The 18,024-nt window shown below is 42.1% G+C and carries 21 protein-coding genes; 18 read left to right on the plus strand and 3 right to left on the minus strand.

Annotation, left to right across the window (positions count from 1 at the left end; all coding sequences use genetic code 11):
* Positions 1–61 precede the first annotated feature (61 nt).
* The 3 genes from ABJD64_RS17635 (at position 62) to ABJD64_RS17645 (ending at position 2,187) form a co-directional block, all read left to right on the plus strand.
* The gene (locus ABJD64_RS17635; protein WP_348180940.1) at positions 62–436 is read left to right on the plus strand and encodes a hypothetical protein; all 375 of its coding nucleotides are present in this window, start codon (positions 62–64) and stop codon (positions 434–436) included.
* On the plus strand, positions 433–1,308 hold the full coding sequence (locus ABJD64_RS17640) for a hypothetical protein (protein ID WP_348180939.1): 876 nt from the start codon (positions 433–435) through the stop codon (positions 1,306–1,308). The genes ABJD64_RS17635 and ABJD64_RS17640 overlap by 4 nt, the downstream gene beginning before the upstream one ends.
* 66 nt (positions 1,309–1,374) lie before the next feature.
* On the plus strand, positions 1,375–2,187 hold the full coding sequence (locus ABJD64_RS17645) for a mechanosensitive ion channel domain-containing protein (protein ID WP_348180938.1): 813 nt from the start codon (positions 1,375–1,377) through the stop codon (positions 2,185–2,187).
* A 46-nt stretch (positions 2,188–2,233) separates the two neighbouring features.
* Here ABJD64_RS17645 and ABJD64_RS17650 read toward each other — a convergent pair whose 3' ends face one another.
* Together ABJD64_RS17650 and ABJD64_RS17655 are read right to left on the minus strand one after the other, a co-directional pair.
* Positions 2,234–5,521 (minus strand): amidohydrolase family protein, encoded by a 3,288-nt coding sequence (locus tag ABJD64_RS17650; protein ID WP_348180937.1) that lies wholly within the window; start codon positions 5,519–5,521, stop codon positions 2,234–2,236.
* Positions 5,522–5,656: 135 nt separating this feature from the next.
* The gene (locus ABJD64_RS17655; RefSeq protein ID WP_348180936.1) at positions 5,657–7,204 is read right to left on the minus strand and encodes a peptidase; all 1,548 of its coding nucleotides are present in this window, start codon (positions 7,202–7,204) and stop codon (positions 5,657–5,659) included.
* A 131-nt stretch (positions 7,205–7,335) separates the two neighbouring features.
* Here ABJD64_RS17655 and ABJD64_RS17660 point away from each other — a divergent pair, with 131 nt between their 5' ends.
* Entirely contained in the window at positions 7,336–8,121 is a 786-nt protein-coding gene (locus tag ABJD64_RS17660) for an SDR family oxidoreductase (RefSeq protein ID WP_348180935.1), read from the plus strand.
* Here the strand turns inward: ABJD64_RS17660 and msrB are convergent.
* Entirely contained in the window at positions 8,118–8,603 is a 486-nt protein-coding gene (msrB, locus tag ABJD64_RS17665) for a peptide-methionine (R)-S-oxide reductase MsrB (protein WP_348180934.1), read from the minus strand. The two genes, ABJD64_RS17660 and msrB, sit on opposite strands and share 4 nt — an antisense overlap.
* A gap of 247 nt (positions 8,604–8,850) precedes the next feature.
* Here msrB and ABJD64_RS17670 point away from each other — a divergent pair, with 247 nt between their 5' ends.
* The 14 genes from ABJD64_RS17670 to ABJD64_RS17735 all read left to right on the plus strand — a co-directional run bounded on the left by ABJD64_RS17670 (position 8,851) and on the right by ABJD64_RS17735 (position 17,971).
* Positions 8,851–9,348, plus strand: coding sequence for a GNAT family N-acetyltransferase (locus ABJD64_RS17670; RefSeq protein WP_348180933.1), 498 nt, complete (start codon positions 8,851–8,853; stop codon positions 9,346–9,348).
* Between the two features lie 81 nt (positions 9,349–9,429).
* The gene (locus ABJD64_RS17675) at positions 9,430–10,482 is read left to right on the plus strand and encodes an AraC family transcriptional regulator (RefSeq protein ID WP_348180932.1); all 1,053 of its coding nucleotides are present in this window, start codon (positions 9,430–9,432) and stop codon (positions 10,480–10,482) included.
* Positions 10,483–10,551: 69 nt separating this feature from the next.
* On the plus strand, positions 10,552–10,905 hold the full coding sequence (locus ABJD64_RS17680; RefSeq protein ID WP_348180931.1) for a hypothetical protein: 354 nt from the start codon (positions 10,552–10,554) through the stop codon (positions 10,903–10,905).
* A gap of 28 nt (positions 10,906–10,933) precedes the next feature.
* Entirely contained in the window at positions 10,934–11,407 is a 474-nt protein-coding gene (locus ABJD64_RS17685; protein ID WP_348180930.1) for a YHS domain-containing (seleno)protein, read from the plus strand.
* A 102-nt stretch (positions 11,408–11,509) separates the two neighbouring features.
* A complete protein-coding gene (locus ABJD64_RS17690) occupies positions 11,510–12,082 on the plus strand; it encodes a hypothetical protein (protein ID WP_348180929.1) in 573 nt (190 codons plus the stop codon).
* Positions 12,083–12,169: 87 nt separating this feature from the next.
* A complete protein-coding gene (locus tag ABJD64_RS17695; RefSeq protein WP_348180928.1) occupies positions 12,170–12,493 on the plus strand; it encodes a TfoX/Sxy family protein in 324 nt (107 codons plus the stop codon).
* Between the two features lie 10 nt (positions 12,494–12,503).
* Positions 12,504–13,175: a hypothetical protein gene (locus ABJD64_RS17700; protein WP_348180927.1), complete on the plus strand. Its 672-nt coding sequence runs from the start codon at positions 12,504–12,506 to the stop codon at positions 13,173–13,175.
* An 89-nt stretch (positions 13,176–13,264) separates the two neighbouring features.
* Positions 13,265–13,879, plus strand: coding sequence for a Crp/Fnr family transcriptional regulator (locus ABJD64_RS17705; protein WP_348180926.1), 615 nt, complete (start codon positions 13,265–13,267; stop codon positions 13,877–13,879).
* 77 nt (positions 13,880–13,956) lie between these two features.
* A complete protein-coding gene (locus ABJD64_RS17710) occupies positions 13,957–14,196 on the plus strand; it encodes a hexameric tyrosine-coordinated heme protein (RefSeq protein ID WP_348180925.1) in 240 nt (79 codons plus the stop codon).
* A gap of 138 nt (positions 14,197–14,334) precedes the next feature.
* Complete coding sequence (locus ABJD64_RS17715; protein WP_348180924.1) at positions 14,335–15,096, plus strand: methyltransferase domain-containing protein; 762 nt, start codon at positions 14,335–14,337, stop codon at positions 15,094–15,096.
* Positions 15,097–15,125: 29 nt separating this feature from the next.
* Complete coding sequence (locus ABJD64_RS17720) at positions 15,126–15,449, plus strand: DoxX family protein (RefSeq protein WP_348180923.1); 324 nt, start codon at positions 15,126–15,128, stop codon at positions 15,447–15,449.
* Between the two features lie 10 nt (positions 15,450–15,459).
* Entirely contained in the window at positions 15,460–16,536 is a 1,077-nt protein-coding gene (locus tag ABJD64_RS17725; protein WP_348180922.1) for a DUF418 domain-containing protein, read from the plus strand.
* A gap of 182 nt (positions 16,537–16,718) precedes the next feature.
* Positions 16,719–17,135 (plus strand): MgtC/SapB family protein, encoded by a 417-nt coding sequence (locus tag ABJD64_RS17730; protein WP_348180921.1) that lies wholly within the window; start codon positions 16,719–16,721, stop codon positions 17,133–17,135.
* Positions 17,136–17,167: 32 nt separating this feature from the next.
* Complete coding sequence (locus ABJD64_RS17735) at positions 17,168–17,971, plus strand: RNA polymerase sigma factor (RefSeq protein ID WP_348180920.1); 804 nt, start codon at positions 17,168–17,170, stop codon at positions 17,969–17,971.
* Positions 17,972–18,024 lie beyond the last annotated feature (53 nt).

Raw genomic sequence — 18,024 nt, forward strand, 5'->3', positions numbered from 1 at the left:
TCCTATCCACATGAGTGAAAATAAAGCAGAGAAAACTTGATTAATCATTTGATTTGGTGTCATGAAAACTAAAATACTAATGATCTCAAGTGCGCTATACTTTTTCGTACTTGGCTTGCTGTTTACCTTCTTGCCTCACGAAATCAATGAGGTTCTTCGAATAGATTCGGTATCTAAGAGCGTTTTGATATCGCAGACTTTAGGTGCTTCTCTACTGGCTTTTGGAATATTGAACTGGATGACCCGGTCCAATATTTTGGGAGGGATATACGGCAAACCTTTGATGACGGCCAATTTTGTCTACTTTTTAGTGACTACTATGGCTTATCTCAAATCTAAAGAAGATGGAATCACATGGGCAATGACTGCTATATGTGGGATATTTGCTGTTTCCTTCGGCTATGTGACATTTACACACCCCTTTGACAAGAAATGATAAAACAATATTACCTTTTTTTACTCCTAGGCATAATTGCATGCCAGAATAAGTCTCATCAAACGCAATCAGATGCGGTAGAACCGGAAGTCTTTTTATCTGAGTTTATTCCTGAGAACCAAATCGCACATGCCGGTGTATTCTCATTCGATCAAAATGACTATTACTATACGCTCTCAGACATTGAATATGGTACATTCACAATAATGAGCACCAGCAAAAAAGATGAGCAATGGACAAAACCAGATACTGCCTTTTTCAACACCGAGTACAACGAGCATGGTGTTCATTTCACGCCAGATGGGCGCGAACTCTATTTTAGCTCTACCCGTCCTGTCGGGTCGGACACCATTCCCGATACCTGGCATATTTGGCATTGTGAAAGAATAGATGCCAGCTGGAGCACGCCTGAGTTTGTAAATATTCCCCACCTGAGTCAGAAACTGGTTTCTCATCCATCTTCGACCCAATCTGGAAGACTCTATTTCCATGTTGCCAACACTGACTATAGCAACCTCACCATTTATTTTGCAGACAAAAGTGGCGAGCAATTTTTGGAGGCTCAAAGACTAAATTTGCCTTCTGATTTCAATTACAATTGCCTTACCCCCTTTATTTCACCTGATGAGTCCTATCTGATTTTTGCTAAAATCGTGGAGAATAAAGAAGAGCTTTTTATAAGCTATCGAGAAAATAGGGCCTGGGGTGAATGCATAAGACTAGCTGATAAGATTAACACGAACAATTTAGGAAACCCATATGTAACAGCAGATGGAGCGTACCTCTATTATGCTAGTGGTGAGAAATCGGCCTATGGACTGCCTTACAATTGGGTGATTCGGAAAATACCCACGAACTCCATGCTACCCTAAAACTCTTTAAGCCATTGTTGCTATTATTAGAATGACTTATCTTTCATCCGAACAAACCTCAGTTTTATGACTCTTGATGAATTAATGCCGCAAATTCTTGAACTTATCTTTTCTTATGGACCAAAATTAGTCGGTGCCATTTTGGTACTGATCGTTGGATTCTGGATAGTAAAAGCCCTTTCAGGAGGCTTTAAAAGACTACTGGATGCACGAGACTTAGATGCGTCGTTGAAGCCCTTTATGGTCAGTCTGGTGTCCATGCTTCTCAAGGTTATTTTGGTTATTTCTGTTTTGACCACCATGGGCATCGAAATGACGTCGTTGATAGCTGTGCTTGGAGCCGCCGGCTTGGCCGTGGGTATGGCCCTGTCTGGAACGCTTCAAAATTTTGCAGGAGGAGTAATGATCTTGATATTCCGACCTTTCAAAGTTGGTGACTATATTGATGCGCAAGGGTATAGTGGCACTGTAAATGCCATCCAGATATTCAATACTTTTTTGAAAACCCCAGACAACAAAACCATCATCATCCCCAACGGCGGGCTCTCTACCAGTAGTATGACCAACTACTCTACTGAACCTAAAAGAAGGGTGGATTGGACCTTTGGGATTGGCTATGGAGATGATGTAGACAAGGCCAAAAGTGTGATCAAAGGTCTGGCAGATGCTGATGAAAGAATTCATAAAGACCCTGAGGTTTTTATTGCGGTATCAGCTTTGGCGGATAGCTCGGTAAACTTTGCTGTAAAGGCATGGGTAAATGCAGAAGATTACTGGGGCGTGCACTTTGATATGAACGAAAACATCTATAAGACCTTTGCCAAAGAAGGCCTCAACATTCCATTTCCACAAATGGATGTGCATGTGCATAAAGAGTAGTGACTATCTGCAAAGCAGTAGTCACTCCTATCAAAAAGTTAAATGATCAATGCCCAATCCTACAAGAGCAACCCACTTCATTGGCTCCATGCCAGTCGAAAGCAGGTGCGTAGCCGTGCTGCTCCCAATAGAACTTGCCTCTGGGTTGATTGTAGTTGCCCACTTCGTTCATGGTCTCTGAATCATACAGACGCCCATTGATCATCGTGTATACCAAAGAATTGGAATTTTGAATGTCATCCAAAGGATTCTTATCCAACACGATCAAATCCGCCAATTTTCCCACTTCGATAGAACCTATTTGGTCATCCATTCCGATGTAATTGGCCCCGTTCAGGGTGGCAGACCGCAAAGCCTCCAAATTGGTCATACCTCCTTGTGCCAATTCCCAAAGTTCCCAGTGGGCACCTAATCCTTGAAGCTGACCATGCGCGCCTAAGTTAACTTTTACTCCGGCGTCTGTTAGTTTTTTACAACTTTGCGAAGCCAGGATATGTCCATTGTCATATTCATTCATGGGGATCATGGTACGATGTCTGGAGCGGGAATCAATCGTTCCTCTTGGGGTGAAATTCAATAACTTTTTGTCCTCCCAGACATTGGTGGTTTGGTACCAGTAGTATTCCCCGCTGACAGCACCATAGCTAACCAGCAAAGTAGGCGTATAGCCCGTTTTGCTCGCAGACCAAAGCTGAACCACATCATTGTATAGTGGCGCCACAGGCAAATTGTGCTCCACTCCGGTATGCCCATCCAGGATCATGGATAGATTATGAAAGAAGTTGGAGCCTCCTTCCGGTACTACCTCTACTTGCTGCTCATGCGCAGCCTGAATGACTTGCTGGCGCTGATCTCGTCTGGGCTGGTTGTAGCTTTTCACCGAAAAGGCACCGAATGCTTTTGTTCGGGTAATCGCCGATCGGGCATCTTCCAGATTGTTGACTACCGCTTTGAAATCTCCATCTGCGCCATACAAAATCACACCGGTAGAAAAAATTCTGGGTCCGACCATGGCACCGGATTTCACCATTTCTGATTGTGAGAAAACCATTTCTGTATTAGAGGATGGATCATGCGTGGTGGTGACACCATAAGCCAGGTTCGCGTGGTATTGCCAGTGCTGCTGAGGACTCAGTCCGTATCTGAAGGCCCGCAGGTGCGCATGCACATCTACCAATCCAGGCATAATCGTTTGGCCTGCAGCATCAATTACTTTGGCGTCCGCTGGCACAGATACATTTGCGCCTACAGCTATGATCTTATTTTCTTCTATCACAACGGTTCCTTTTTCAATGACCTCATCTCCTTTCATGGTGATGATTCTGGCATTGGTAAAAGCGATTTTTCCTTTGGGTTTGTCCGAAGCCAGTTTCAAATTGATCTTTATCCCTACTGAATCCATTTTAGGAATGCTGTCCGGGGCTCCTTCCAGAAATAGAAATCTGTCGTTGATGGCGTTAGTAAAATATTCTTCCCCCAAAGTCCAGTTGAGTTTCTTAGAATCAGTCGACCAGTGCAAATTGATTCCGGCATCTTTGGCCACCTGGGCCACAGGTACGTTTGTCGATTTTCCATCCAGCTCCAGGATTTTGCCGGCCAAAGGCATGGCTGCGATGTACACTTTGTACAGGTTGGAAAAAGCGACCCATTGTTCATCCGGACTGGGTATGATCCGCTGTGCATATTTGGACTTCACCAATTCTTTTTTGTCTGTGCCATCCAGCTTGACTGATTTTAGCATCTTTTCTAAAGCACCAAAAAGATAACCGCCAGTTTGATAATAAATCCGATCTCCTGTTTGATTGAAAGTAGGGTAAGCTCCTTCGTCAATCACTTTCTCTGCCTTAGACTGATAACCTGATTTTTTGGAATAGCTGACTTTTAGAAGATACAGTCCAGGCTCTTTGGTATGTACATATCCTTGATGCCCATTGCCTCCTTCTTTTCTGTAGACGAGGGTGTTTCTATCCGCTGGGTGAAAGGAGGGTTCCCGGTAAATGGCTTTTTCGCTTGTCAGCTTCACTGGCTTATTCTTTGATGAGCTCATATCCAATCTAAAGATGGCTCCCATGTTGTCGTCATTCCAGGTTACATAGGTCAGATACCTTCCATCTCTGGAATAGCTCGGTTCAAACTCCAAGTCGGTTCCATTGGTCAGCCTGGTTGGGGTACCATCTGGCAGGCTCTTTTTCCACAGGTAACCTGCAGCATTAAATACCAGCGTACTTCCGTCAGGTGAAGTGACAGTCTGGCGAATGGCTTTTGCATTGAATTCATCTGGTGCTGCATCATTTTTGAATTTCAGCGCATTTACAATCTTGTGAGTCGCTTCCGCCTGAAAGGGAATTGTACTTGCCTCAAGTGAAGAAACATCAATTTTTCTGATTTTACCCTTCGCCCAAATCACTAGGTGTCGGTCATCCGGTGTCCAGTTGAACCCAGTGAAGGGTCCGAAGATAGCCCAGGCTTCTTGTTGGTCTTTGGTCAGGTCATCGTAGATTGGCCATTCTTTGCCTGACTTCAGGTCGTGCAAATAAAGGACTGTTTTTTCGCGGACGCGTCTGACAAAGGCCATTTGGTCTCCCTTATGCGATACCACCGGGCGTATAGCCCCCCCAGCTCCTCCGGTCACTCGCTCTGTTTTTCCTTTTTCCAGGTTATATCTATTAATTGCGTAGATCTGACTATTGGGGTCCTTGTTGTATTGAAAAAAACCACCGGGATACACATCTTCGCTATAGTAGACATACTTGCCATCGACCGAAGCCCAGGGTTCGCCAATGTCCTGTTGCTCGTTTTTCTTCTCAACCAGTTGAATGCCTTTTCCTCCTGATTTGTGATACATCCAAATTTCTCCGGCACCTGCAGATCGTTGGGATGTGAAATGCTTCCTGGCATAGAGATAGTTGCCATCTGCAGACCAAACGGCATTATTTAGTAATCGAAAATCTTCTTTGGTCACTTGTTTGACGTCCGAACCATCCGTGTTCATCACCCAGATGTTGTCTCCTCCACCTGCATCGCTGGTAAAACTGATTTGTGACCCGTCTGGACTAAACCTTGGCTGTACTTCAAAAGCATGGCCTTCCCTTATTGCTGTTGCCTTTCCTCCACCGATTGGCAAAGTGTAGATATCTCCAAGGAGGTCAAAAACGATCAGAGAACCGTCGGGACTTACATCCACGCTCATCCAGGTGCCTTCATCGGTTGAGATCTTGGTTTCCTGAAAGGGCAAGGTAGGTTCTGAAACCTTCCATTCCTCTTTTTTCTTTTCTTGCGCTTGAGCCGAAAGCAATGAGCAAATGCTTATGAGAATCGTTAATAGCTTGTACATGGTTAATTGTTGTAGTCTAAATTTGGTCTAAGATAAATCAATAATCCTTTTTGCTGCGGCAAAAAAAAATGGCTGCCTGGTTTCGAATCCTCAACCTGACCGCCATTTTCCATTTTACGCTTTTCCTTAATTCAATTAAAAATTTGTGGTCCATGCCTTCCTCAAGGCAAGCTGCTTTTCTGTGGCATCAGGATCTATTTCGAAAACAAACGGTTTTTTTTCTGCCTCATCGCCGTCTCCGACGGTTTTCTCTGCGCTGTATTTGACCCCTACCTTGGCATAGTATTCCTCTAATGGTAAAGGCTTAGCCTGTTTGATATAATTATCAAAAAAGTCTGCTACCTCCGGATAGGTCATTTCCACAAAAATGTCAAAAAAGTCCGCTTCAGGAAATGCTCTTTCCGGGCCATATTTTTTTGACAATTCGTTGACGACTTCCCGAAGTCCACGTTTTCCATCAGATTTTTCCAGCAACAGAATGTCAAGCATGTTGATAATAACCGCACCCTTGTAGTAAATATTGGAGTATTGTTTTTGGCCTTCGGGACTAAAAGAGGTTTCCGCCAGCTTCACCAAACTATAGTTTGAATCGAAATATCCTGCATCTACTCTCAGCTTATACCTCAATTGACCCAAAAGATCATCAACGGTCATGATACCACCTCTCACTTGCATCATATCAGAGGCCCACTCCGTGGTGGCCTCATAAAGCCACAAATGATTAGATGGAGTCGGTGTCACAAAGTTGAACTGCTCGATGATTTCACTGTGAATATTGAGTGGTGTAATGATATGGAAGAATTCATGCGCAGCAGTACTTGTGATTTTCGCACCCCCATCTACGGCATAGTCATCTTCTATGTATACATATTCCGAACTATAGGAATGCTCCCAAGCACCGGCATTGTGATCTTCGAAGTGAAACAAGAAAGTGTACCTGTCTACCGGAAATTCAACAACAAATTTGTTGGCGGCCTCCAACATGGCACTCATGCTCTCGAGCAAATCGGCAGATTTAATTTTATCGGTCTTGCTGTAAGTATACAATTCCACTTTCGTTCCATTAAAATCTGCGCTAGCTTCGGTAAGACGGCCCATGAGTATTGGGGAGTCTACGGCATGATCGAAACTTTGAGCATAGTACGCACCTTTATCATTTTTGGAAAGTGCCGTACCAATATTCCAGTTTTCAGGGTAATCCAATGCCAGAGTTAGCGGTTCGGACTGCAATCCTTTGGGGTAGCCAATCACGCAGTGGGCATTAAAAAGCACATGGTCGTCTTCCATAGAAGTTCCGCACATTTTATAAAACTTCATGCCATTTTCGGGTGTATCCCAGGTTTCCGCGATTGTATATTCGAGTTTCTTGATTTTTTTTGGCTCGGAGAGTTTCCATTGATTTTCGCTCATTTTTTCCGTTGCAATTTCCTTTCCCTTTTTGTCGTAAGCTTTGAAAGTTCTTACAAACCGGCCTACGTTCATGGTTTGGTAAGTGCCTGGTGCCGTTGCGGCAAACTGGTATATGTCGTTTTCATTGCTTAGCCCTTCTACATCGAGCGTTACTTTGAATTCGTCATCGCTGCGATCATTCAAATTGATACTGTAGTTGAGCGTTGCTTCTTGACCACAAGAGAGTAAAACCACTCCCACGATCAACCAAGATGTTGTAAATAATTTTTTCATTGTTAATGAGTTTTTGACTTTTACTGTGCAAGGTATATTAGTCCAGGCCTGGACCAAAGAAAACTTTGATGAACGGACGAAGGCCTCATGTTCGCGACATTAAACTTGACATAACTGCCTAACTTCGCCGAATGAATACGATAAGTATATTAGGCTGTGGATGGTTGGGGCTTCCATTAGGAAGACATTTGGCAGCAGCTGGCTATACAGTCAAAGGAAGTACAACCCATCTATCAAAGCTCGACATGCTCCATGAGGCCGGCATCTCTCCTTTTCATTTACAATTAACTCCGGAACTCACGAGTGATCCTAAAGACTTTTTTGATGCTGAGATACTGCTGATCAATCTACCACCGAGAAACAGAGACGGAATCGCTAACTTTCATAAGGACCAACTGAAAGCGATCAGCAAAGAGGCAAAAGATAAAATAGGCCATATCATATTTATTAGCTCCACGGCCGTTTACCCGGCAGAAAACAATGAGGTGAACGAATTGCAGGCTTCATCAGCCTGCCTTACGCGGGGAGGAATTCCGTTGCTGGAAATGGAGAACTTGTTTGTTGAAGACCGCTCTTTTAAAACTACCGTGATCCGGTTTGGTGGTCTGTACGGGCCTGATCGACATCCTGGTCGGTTTTTGACTGGGAAGAAAAATTTGGCTGGGGCCAATAGTCCGGTCAACATAATTCACTTGGATGATTGTATGGGAGTGATTCAAACCATCATCGAACAAAACATCTGGGGGGAAGTATTCAATGCTTGTTCCCCTACTGACGAAAGCAGACAGACTTTTTATGAAAGGGCAGCAAAGAATCTTGGAATAGCACCTCCAACCTTTTCAAATGAGGAAGCACCTTATAAAAAAGTAACTTCGGAGAAATTGATGAAGTTGACGAGGTATCGGTTTAAGCACTAGTCTTCTTTGAAAACCAAACTTGCCGAATTGATACAATAGCGCAGTCCGGTAGGCTGTGGGCCATCTTCAAACACGTGACCCAAATGTCCCTCACACTTCGCACATACTACTTCGGTACGGACCATGCCATATTTGTAGTCAGCCAAATCAAGTAAGCTGGTATCAGTTGCATAGGTATAAAAACTAGGCCAACCGGTACCCGAATCAAATTTTGTTTTGGACTCAAACAGAGGGTTTTGGCAAGCCGCGCAAAGAAAAGTCCCTTTGCCCTTGAATTTGTTGTACTCTCCTGTCCAGGGTCTTTCGGTTCCCTTTTCACGAATGACATGGTATTGAAGCGGGCTTAGGATTTCCTTCCACTCGGTATCTGTCTTGATGACCTTCTGTTTGACTGGTGAACTTACCCGATCCTGACTTTGCGTAGTACAGGCGGATACAAAAACCAAGCTCAACGACAGCATGACAATTTTTAGTGCATTCATAATTTCAAACCTTTTGTGCAAAGACAACATAAAAGTATCACAATAGATTCACATAAAAATGAAGAATTGGTTTCAAAAGAGCGAATAAGGCCTTACCTGAACGAACCCACAGTATAAATAGCTCTTTTCAATAGAATTTAATGGCCGTGGTAATTTTTTTATCGTTTAGATATTTCATCGCCCAAGATTGGGTTTCAAATAATCTGAATTCAACACAAAAAATGAATCTAAAAAAAATAGAAAAGAGATGATAACAAAAAGTCATGCGAAAAAGGATTTCAATACAGTATATGAAATAATCAACGATGCTTCAATAGCTTATAAAGGAATCATTCCTTCTGACAGGTGGAAAGAACCGTACATGACTAAAGAAGAGTTGAAACTGCAGATAAATGAAGGAGTTGAATTTTGGAATTACCTTGACGGTCAGGAAATTTTGGGTGTGATGGGTATTCAATTTAAGGAAGATGTAACTCTCATACGCCATGCGTACGTCCGTACCACTGAGAGACAAAAAGGCATTGGGAAAAAACTGCTGAGGCATCTAACGGAAATGGCTGAAACGCCGATTCTCATTGGAACCTGGGTTGATGCCTCTTGGGCAATTCGCTTTTACAAAAAATTTGGATTCAGGCAATTACCAAATGATGAGAAAAATAGGTTACTGAAAACCTATTGGTCAATACCTGACCGACAAGTAGAAACATCAGTGGTCTTAGCAAGCTCAGATTGGAAAAGCGACTGATTCACTACATGCAGGGAACCTTTGGGATTCACCCTAACGTTTGATTATCATAAAAACAGATCGTTCAGTAAAACAAGCTAATTGGTTACCAAGTTTTCACCGGAAATAAATAAAGTCTATTTCATTAATGAATATAGCTTGTATCATGTGCTTTCAGGTAGTGGCAGCATAGAGGTGGATTTCAAAAATTATTTCGACTGGCAAGACAAAATTATTTACCTCAACAAGGGCCAGTACATCAAATTCTCGTCCGACAACTTTAGCATTCGTAAAATCACTTTCGCAGACGAAGATGTTTTTAAGAGCACGGAGTTTCGGGTCTTGTTTAAGCATCTTGTGTCTCTAGGATATATCAATTTTGCGGAGTGTGAGGACTGCCAGAAATATCTAAACCAAGCGGTTTTTACCCCAGATGTCGGCTCACTGATAGATGTATCCTCTGAGCAGTGGTATTGGCAAAACCCATTCAATGCTAAAAAAGATGAGTATCATCTGATATTCGACGTAAAAGATGTCATCGACAGAGAGTACTCCAATCATCTCACCAGTGAGGATTTAACCTCGCTTTTACAAGAAAATGGGCATGAGGCCATGAGCTTAGTCAAAGACAAGATAGGGCTCACCGTACGAGGCCTGCTGTCGCAAAAACGATTGCTCGAATCTCAAAAACAGGTGTCCTTTTCAGACAAAAGCATCAAAGAAATTGCCTATGATTTGGGCTTTAAGGATCCAGCCTACTTCAATCGTGTTTTTAATAAGGCCACCGGGAAAAACCCCATGGACTTTCGGGTAGACTTTGATTTCGAAGGCCGAGATCTCTTTGCCCAGGATCTTCATGATTTGCTTCGAAACCATCACAGCCAAAACCGGTCGCTGGAATTTTATGCCGACAAAATGCACCTGTCCGTGAAAGCCTTGTCACGAAAAGTGAAGACCAAGATGAACACCTCGTTAGGTCAATTGATAAGAAATGAGTTGATCCATACCGCAAAGAATTTACTTGACCTACAGGTCTCACCTAAACAAATCGCCAGGCAACTGAGCTTTGAAGAACCGAATCATTTCTCTGCTTTCTTTAAACATTATACGGGCCTGACGCCCACCGAATTTCAAAATCAAAAGTACAAGCAGTAGTCCTTTTTTTGTAGCCATGTCCTGATTAGAGCCGGCGATCTTTGGCTTCTAATTTTAAAAACAAAAAAAATGGACATTCAAAACAAAGTACAAGAAATGGACGCACTCGTGGCTCAAGGAGCCATCGTAGATGCCGTGAAAACTTATTTTGCCGAGACCGCTTCGAGCTCAGACTACAGCGAGGTGAAAACCCAAAACAAGGCTCAAATGATCGAGAAGATGGAGGGATTTACCGGAGCCATTGCCGAAGTAAATGGCATCAAACATCATCATACCCTCGTGGATGGTCAGGTCAGTGCATCAGAATTCACTTTTGATTTTCAAATGAAAGACGGGAGTCATATCCTCTGGCACGAAATCATCAGAAGAATCTGGAATGATCAAGGACTAGTCGTGGCTGAAGAATACTTCAACGCCAATTAATTTCTAACCATTAATTCTTAATAAAATCATGAAGACAATAAAAATATTATCACTCATGGTGCTGACTGTATGGGCAACCAGCTGCATTCAGGCACAAGACAAACAAGCTTACAACATAGACAACAGTGGTGTGGGCCTGCAAGGCTACAGTCCTGTTTCTTACTTGGACCTGGGCAAGGCACAACTAGGGAAAAAGGACTACAAAGCAACCCACGAAGGGGTGACCTATTATTTTACCTCTGCAGATCAAAAGGCAACCTTCAAGAAAAACCCTAAGAAATACTTGCCTCAATATGGTGGCTACTGCGCTTTCGGGGTATATGCTGGTGCCAAGTTTCGTGTGGACCCCAACAATTTTATAGTAAAAGACGGGAAGTACTTTCTATATCTAAACAATCTGGAAGTAGATGCCAAGCAACTTTGGGAGGATGAAAACAATCACAGTGACTTAAAGAAAAAAGCGGATTCTAACTGGGAAAAGCTGAGCAAGACTTACAATTGATGTTTTTGAATTGGATAAGTTGGACGGGTCGTAGGTATCAGCGACCCGTTTTTTATGCCTTGTCAATTGATTTTTGTTAAATTGGTTCCAAATAAGAATTAAATGAAAGAGGAGGATTCAAAAAATTCATTCGAAATCATCGCACAGCAAACTCAATCCGTTATTACAATTGCTTATGTATTTGGAGTGGCAGTAGGGATGATATTTAATTTTCATAAGTTCTCCGAGTTTGGCATTAATATATTTGACTATGTCGATGTATTTGACTTTCTGATTGTACCGTTTGCCGATCCAAAAATCTTACTATTTACGTTGGTGTCACTATTGGTATCTTACCTTTTGTTTAAAGCGGATCTGTTTTGGAGGGAAAAGCATGAAAAATCATATACCGTGATGAGCCTTGGTTGGCATAAAAAAGACTGGTATGAAAAATTTAGATTTGCAGCTTTTTCTGGGCTTTTTGTTTACTATCTCTTCATTGCCGCCAATGTTTATACAGTAGACAGTAGTGAGAAAATTAGAAAAACTGCACCCATTAATATTCGATTAGTCGATAATGAAATTATTTCAGGTGTATTAATTGGAAAGACGGCAAACATTCTATTCTTATTGAAAGGCGACGAGGTGAAGGCTGTCCCAATTAGTTCACTAGTAAAAGAATTTGATATAAAATAAGCCTTCTTTACATTGCTTTTCTGTTAGATTATCTCTTTTAAAGCAAGCCCTTTTTATTAACTTGAACCTAAACCAATTTACAAACCTATGGGTACCAAAGGTGATAAACACACGAATGACTCGGCTCTGACCGCAGAACATCTCCGTGAAAAACTCATGTCTATTCAGGATATTACTACTAAAAAGATGTTTGGAGGATATGGGATTTTCCATGAAGAAAAAATGTTTGGGATTGTAGACTCCAAAGGACAGGCCTTTCTGAAAGTAGACGACTTAAACAGACCTGAATTCGAACAGGCAGGTGCACAGCCTCATGGCAAAATGCCTTATCTGTCCATCCCCGAAGAAGTAATGAAAAATCAGGATACGCTTATAGAATGGGCCAAAACTTCGATAGCCATCTCCAAATAGTTTTTTGTAAGTGAAAGCCGTCTACATCATCTTCCTGATCCTATTGGCCTGCCAGACCAAAGAAAAAGTGAGCAGTGATCCACAAATTCTGGAGCCTGACACAGTGATTGTGAAAATCGACTTGAACGAAGAGCTTGCAGGATCTGCTTATCGCAAAAGAGCTACTGGCTACTTTCTGATGGTTGATGACGACAGTTCTTTGTACGTACCTGCCTTTGCCGAATCGAAAGAAGGCAGGGTAAGCCTGATGTTAGGTCTTTATCCTCTGCTTACCTATCAGGAACAATTGGAGCAACTCCGCGCTCTACTGCCTTCCGCTGCTAAAGAGTACAACTTCGACTCGCTTGGTGGAGTTTATGTAGGTCGGCTTGTACAGACCGGTGATCTCGCCATCGACATTACGAACGAATACCTGGATGAATTCGGCGGCTATGGCTCTACGGCCACTTCAGACTATAGCGACATCGCCAACTTCCTATCGCGCTCCAAATTGGGTCTGGATATGAATAGCCTCTTTGCTCCTTACGGGCTCGAAGTAGTAGGTGCCTCAGTAGAAAAGGTGTTTTTCACCGAGCTGCACGAATCCATCAAAATCGACTCTGCCAGATACAAGGGCATCAAGATTCCTGAGCAGATACTGGATGGTATGACGTGGGTGGAGTTGAGAAAGATTAAGAAATAAGCTTATTTATTGAGCTCTTCGCAGTCAGGAAAGGATTTTGTTATTAATATTAAATACCAGCCAAATATCTTAGAGCAAAAAACACAGCAATGATCTTACAAGAATGCCTTGCGAATTTAGGAAAACCGCTTCTTGAAGAAATTGAGAAGTATTCTCAGGTCAAACAATTTTCTGCGCAAGACTATGTGGTTAAGCAAGGACAAACCGTACGTTTCTTACCTATTGTGATTGAAGGAAGCATCAAGGTTTTCAGTAATGAAGGCACCATGAATTTTTTGCTCTACTATATTTCCTCAGGTGAGACATGTATTTTCAGCTTCGCGCACATATTCGACCAAGAACCGGTCAATTTTTCTGCCATCACCGAGGTAGATAGCGAGCTATTGCTTCTGCCAATAACAAAAGTTCAGAAGTGGTATGCCGAATACCCAAGGTTCAATGACCTGCTTTTGAAAGCGTATCAGAAACATTACAATGATCTACTGCATACTACAAAACAAATAGTGTGTTACAATCTTGAGGAACGGTTGTTGGGCTACCTCCGGCAAAAGGCCCAAATAGAAAAGTCCGACCTACTTCAAATTTCTCATTTGGACATCGCTCTTGATTTGGGAACCTCTCGCGAGGTAATTACGCGCTTGATGAAAAAATTGAACTCAAACGAAGAGGCCATCCAGTTGGGTAGAAAAATAAAGATTTTGTAGAGTGACATTTGTCACTGTTTTTAATCTAATCGATATACAAATTTGTCTGATAAAACATTCAATAAAACAATTGTGTTATGTCAGAACAAACAATACTCATTCCGGGAAATACATTGATCACAGCTAGTCCTGAAGAAGGAAGACAACTAGCCATTAAAATAGCCAGGCTAACTATCAAGATCACACAGCCAGACGCAGAGGTTAGAGAAAAGCTTCGCCCCATCTATGTAGAAGATGCTGCGATGCTTATCTCCATTGGAGCGGCCGTAGCAGCCGAATTCGCCACTATTGCACGAGCCAACAATTACTGGAGATAGGATATTTAAATCTCTCGACCCAAAGCTGTTGCTTGCATGTAATCTTTGTAATGTCTTTCAAGTAAGAAAAGGTGTTTATTACTAACTTGGGCTAATTCCATTTAGCTCCGATGGTAAATACAGCTCAAATTGCATTCAATGGACATCATAAAACACAATAAATCAGCCTGGGACAATTATGTTGACAAAAAAGACCGTTGGACGATTCCGGTTTCAGAAAAAGTACTGGATGAAGCAAAAACAGGGAATTGGAGTGTTGTATTGACCCCTAACAAAGCCGTTCCTTTAAATTGGTTTCCTCCTTTAAAAGGGTCGCATGTATTGGGGCTCGCGTGCGGAGGTGGGCAACAAGGGCCAATTCTAGCCACCTTAGGTGCTGAGGTTACCATTTTTGATAACTCCGAAAAACAGCTAAACCAAGATAAAAAATTAAGTGACCAATTCGATCTTGGTATAAAAACCGTGCAAGGGGATATGAAGGATCTTTCTGTCTTTGTCGATAATTCGTTCGACTTGATCTTTAATCCTTGCTCCATAGTTTTCGTTGACAACATTTTACCGGTTTGGAAGGAATGTTTTAGGGTACTAAAGCCAAATGGAATCTTAATGACCGGCTTGATGAATCCGATTGCTTTTCAACTTGATCAAGAAAGCTTGAAACTCATTTATAAACAGCCGTTTTCTGATGTGCTTTCATTGCCACCTGATAAATTAGAAGAATTAAAAAGGAGCAAAGAACCATTAGTGTTTGGGCACAGTTTGACTGATCAGATAGGTGGACAGCTTGATGCAGGCTTCATGATAACGGATATATTTGAAGACGACTGGGATGATGAAAATAAAATGGATGACTTTTTTCCTACATTCATAGCTACAAGAGCTATTAAACCACTGTCATGAACACCACCCTCCTCATTTCTCTATACATCATGTCAGCTTTTTACCTCTTTGCTGGCATCAGCCATTTTCGCAAGCCGGATTTCTTTTTAAAGATTATACCAAAGTGGGTGCCTTCTCCTAAGAAGGTAAATTTTTTGGTTGGGGGCATTGAAATCGTGCTGGGTATTGGCTTATTGTTCGCAGATATTCGGGCTTATGCGGCATGGGGAATTATTGCGCTGCTGGTGGCTGTTTTTCCAGCCAATATTTACCATTATCAACAGGCCCGAAAAAAAGGAAAGCATGTCATTGCCACGCTGATTAGATTACCCATTCAAGGGGTTCTGATTTATTGGGCTTATCTTTTTATTTGAGTGAAATCACATGAATCAGCGAATTATAGGTATTGATGTAGCCAGGGCATTGGCAGTGATTGGGATGATCATCGTGAATTTCAAAATGATCTTTGGTCAGTCTGGTGAGAGCTGGATCGGGGACTTTTCCAGCATTTTTGATGGCAAAGCGGCCGCTACATTCGTCGTATTGGCCGGTGTTGGATTGGCCTTTATGACTAATTCTGCAGTTTCTGGTAATGATCAGGATATTTGGAAAAAGGTACGGTCCAAAATTCTAAAGAGAGCAATTCTACTTTTCTTCATCGGACTTTCATACATTGTTATTTGGCCGGCAGACATCCTTCACTTCTATGGTATCTACATGCTGGTGACGCTGATCTTTATCAAAGTTCGGTCTCGCTACATGCTATGGTCCGCCTTGGCTATCATTTTTTTGTATCCCCTTTTGATGATGCTCATCGACTACGACTTGGGCTGGGACTTTACTACTTTCGAGTACCAAGGCTTTTGGTCAATGAACGGCTTCATAAGAAACCTGTTTTACAACGGTTTTCATCCTGTAGTACCTTGGTCAGCATTTATGCTGATTGGTCTTTGGTTTGGTAGGCAAGATTTGAATGATGACCGATTCGTGAAAAAATCGATTGTGATAAGCTTGACTTTATTTCTGGCAACCAAATTGATCTCGGTATTACTGATACAAATCTTATCCGAAGGTAATGAAGAAGTGGCTGTTGAACTGAGCCAGGTTTTAGGCACAAGTCCTATGCCTCCATTGCCTATCTATATGTTAGCAGGTAGTAGTATCGCTATAGCGGCTATCTCCACATGCATCTTAATTTCGAGAAGATTTGGCGACAACCCAATCATAGATGCATTGATGAAAACAGGGCAACTAGCCCTGACCTTTTATGTCGCCCATGTCGTAATCGGCGTTGGACTAGTTGAAATATTCGGTGTTGAAGAATTGGGGACTTACTCCCTAAATTTTTCTTTTACCTATGCGCTAATTTTCAGCATATCCTGTATCGCGTTTGCGATGGCCTGGACTCGATATTACAAAATAGGGCCTTTGGAATGGGCAATGAGAAAGTTGTCAGCCTGAAAGCATCGGTTTATTCTTGACCCAATTTGTAAGAGTTGTATTGAAAAGACATCAGCAGCATCTTGACGAAGTATCCCGGATATAGCCATGAAATAAAATCTGAAGCTATCATTTATACTGCTTAAATAAATAAATTTAGTCCTAACTTCAGGGTGGAGTGGTAGGATAATGACAAATGACATATGGCATACATTGATTTTATTATAAGTCTGGCTGTTGCAGCAGCGGCTGGAATGGTAATTGGCTTTGAAAGGCAATGGCAAAATAAATCTGCAGGTTTAAGAACTAATACGCTTGTGGCCATGGGAGCTGCACTTTATGTCCTATTGTCGATCCAATTAACAGAAGAAATTGGCGACGTGACCAGGATCATTGGTCAGGTAGTTACCGGAATTGGCTTTCTTGGCGCCGGCATTATATTCAAAGAAGGAGCAAATGTGTATGGTCTTACCACAGCAGCCACTGTCTGGTGTAGCTCTGCAATTGGTTGTTTGGCTGGCGCTGGTTTTTACGTCGAGACGTGGATAGCTACGCTCGCCATTCTAATTGTACATCTAATCTTAACGCCATTTAATAAATTACTGAATCGTCGAAAATAGTAACACGATTGACAAATTCGGAACATTAAATTATGAACAAAGTGGCCTACGAATCAGACTTTCTAGCTTTCAAAGATGAGCTACTCTCATTTGTTTTCCGTTTGGTGTCCAATCGGGCGCAAGCCGAAGATCTGATTCATGATACCTACATCAAAGCTTTTGATAAATTAGACACCTTCAGGCAAGAGTCCACATTCAAAACCTGGGTGTTTGCCATAGCTCATAATCTTGCTAAAAATCAGTTGGCTAAACAAAAACGCTGGAGGGAAGATGCCCAACAGATCAATGCTCGATTGCATATCAATTCGGAGGAAATGTTTAACGACATGCGGGCAGTTTACGATAGCAAACCTGATGCAAATTTCGAAATCAAGGAACATATCACCTACTGCTTCAACTGCATGTCGAAGACACTGGAAATTCAGCAGCAAATGTGCCTTTGGCTAAAAAATGTATATGATTTCAAAGTACATGAGATCATGACGATCACAGGGTTGACTGAAGGAAAAGTAAAACATGCCCTGGCGGATGGTCGCAAACATCTGATCAGAATCTTTGATGACAAATGTGCCTTTGTGAGTAAAAATGGCACCTGTCATCAGTGCTCCTCGCTCAAGGGAATTTTGAATCCCAAGCAAGACGCACAGACTGAGGCCAATCGAATCAAGATGGTAAAAGAAGGTGCATCAGCGGAAAAAGAACGCCTGCTAGATCTGAGAGTAGAGTTAGTTCAAAGCATCAATCCACTGGATACACCTAGCGCGCATCTTCATACCTACTTTCTTGAAAACAGCCCCAAATGGGTAGAAATGGCTCTTTCAAAAGAAAAACCATAAATTAGCTGAAATCCCGTCCGTTTCGATCCACTCGTTTGTCTAAACAAAAAATG

Source organism: Reichenbachiella sp. (assembly GCF_039944555.1).
Lineage (GTDB): Bacteria > Bacteroidota > Bacteroidia > Cytophagales > Cyclobacteriaceae > Reichenbachiella.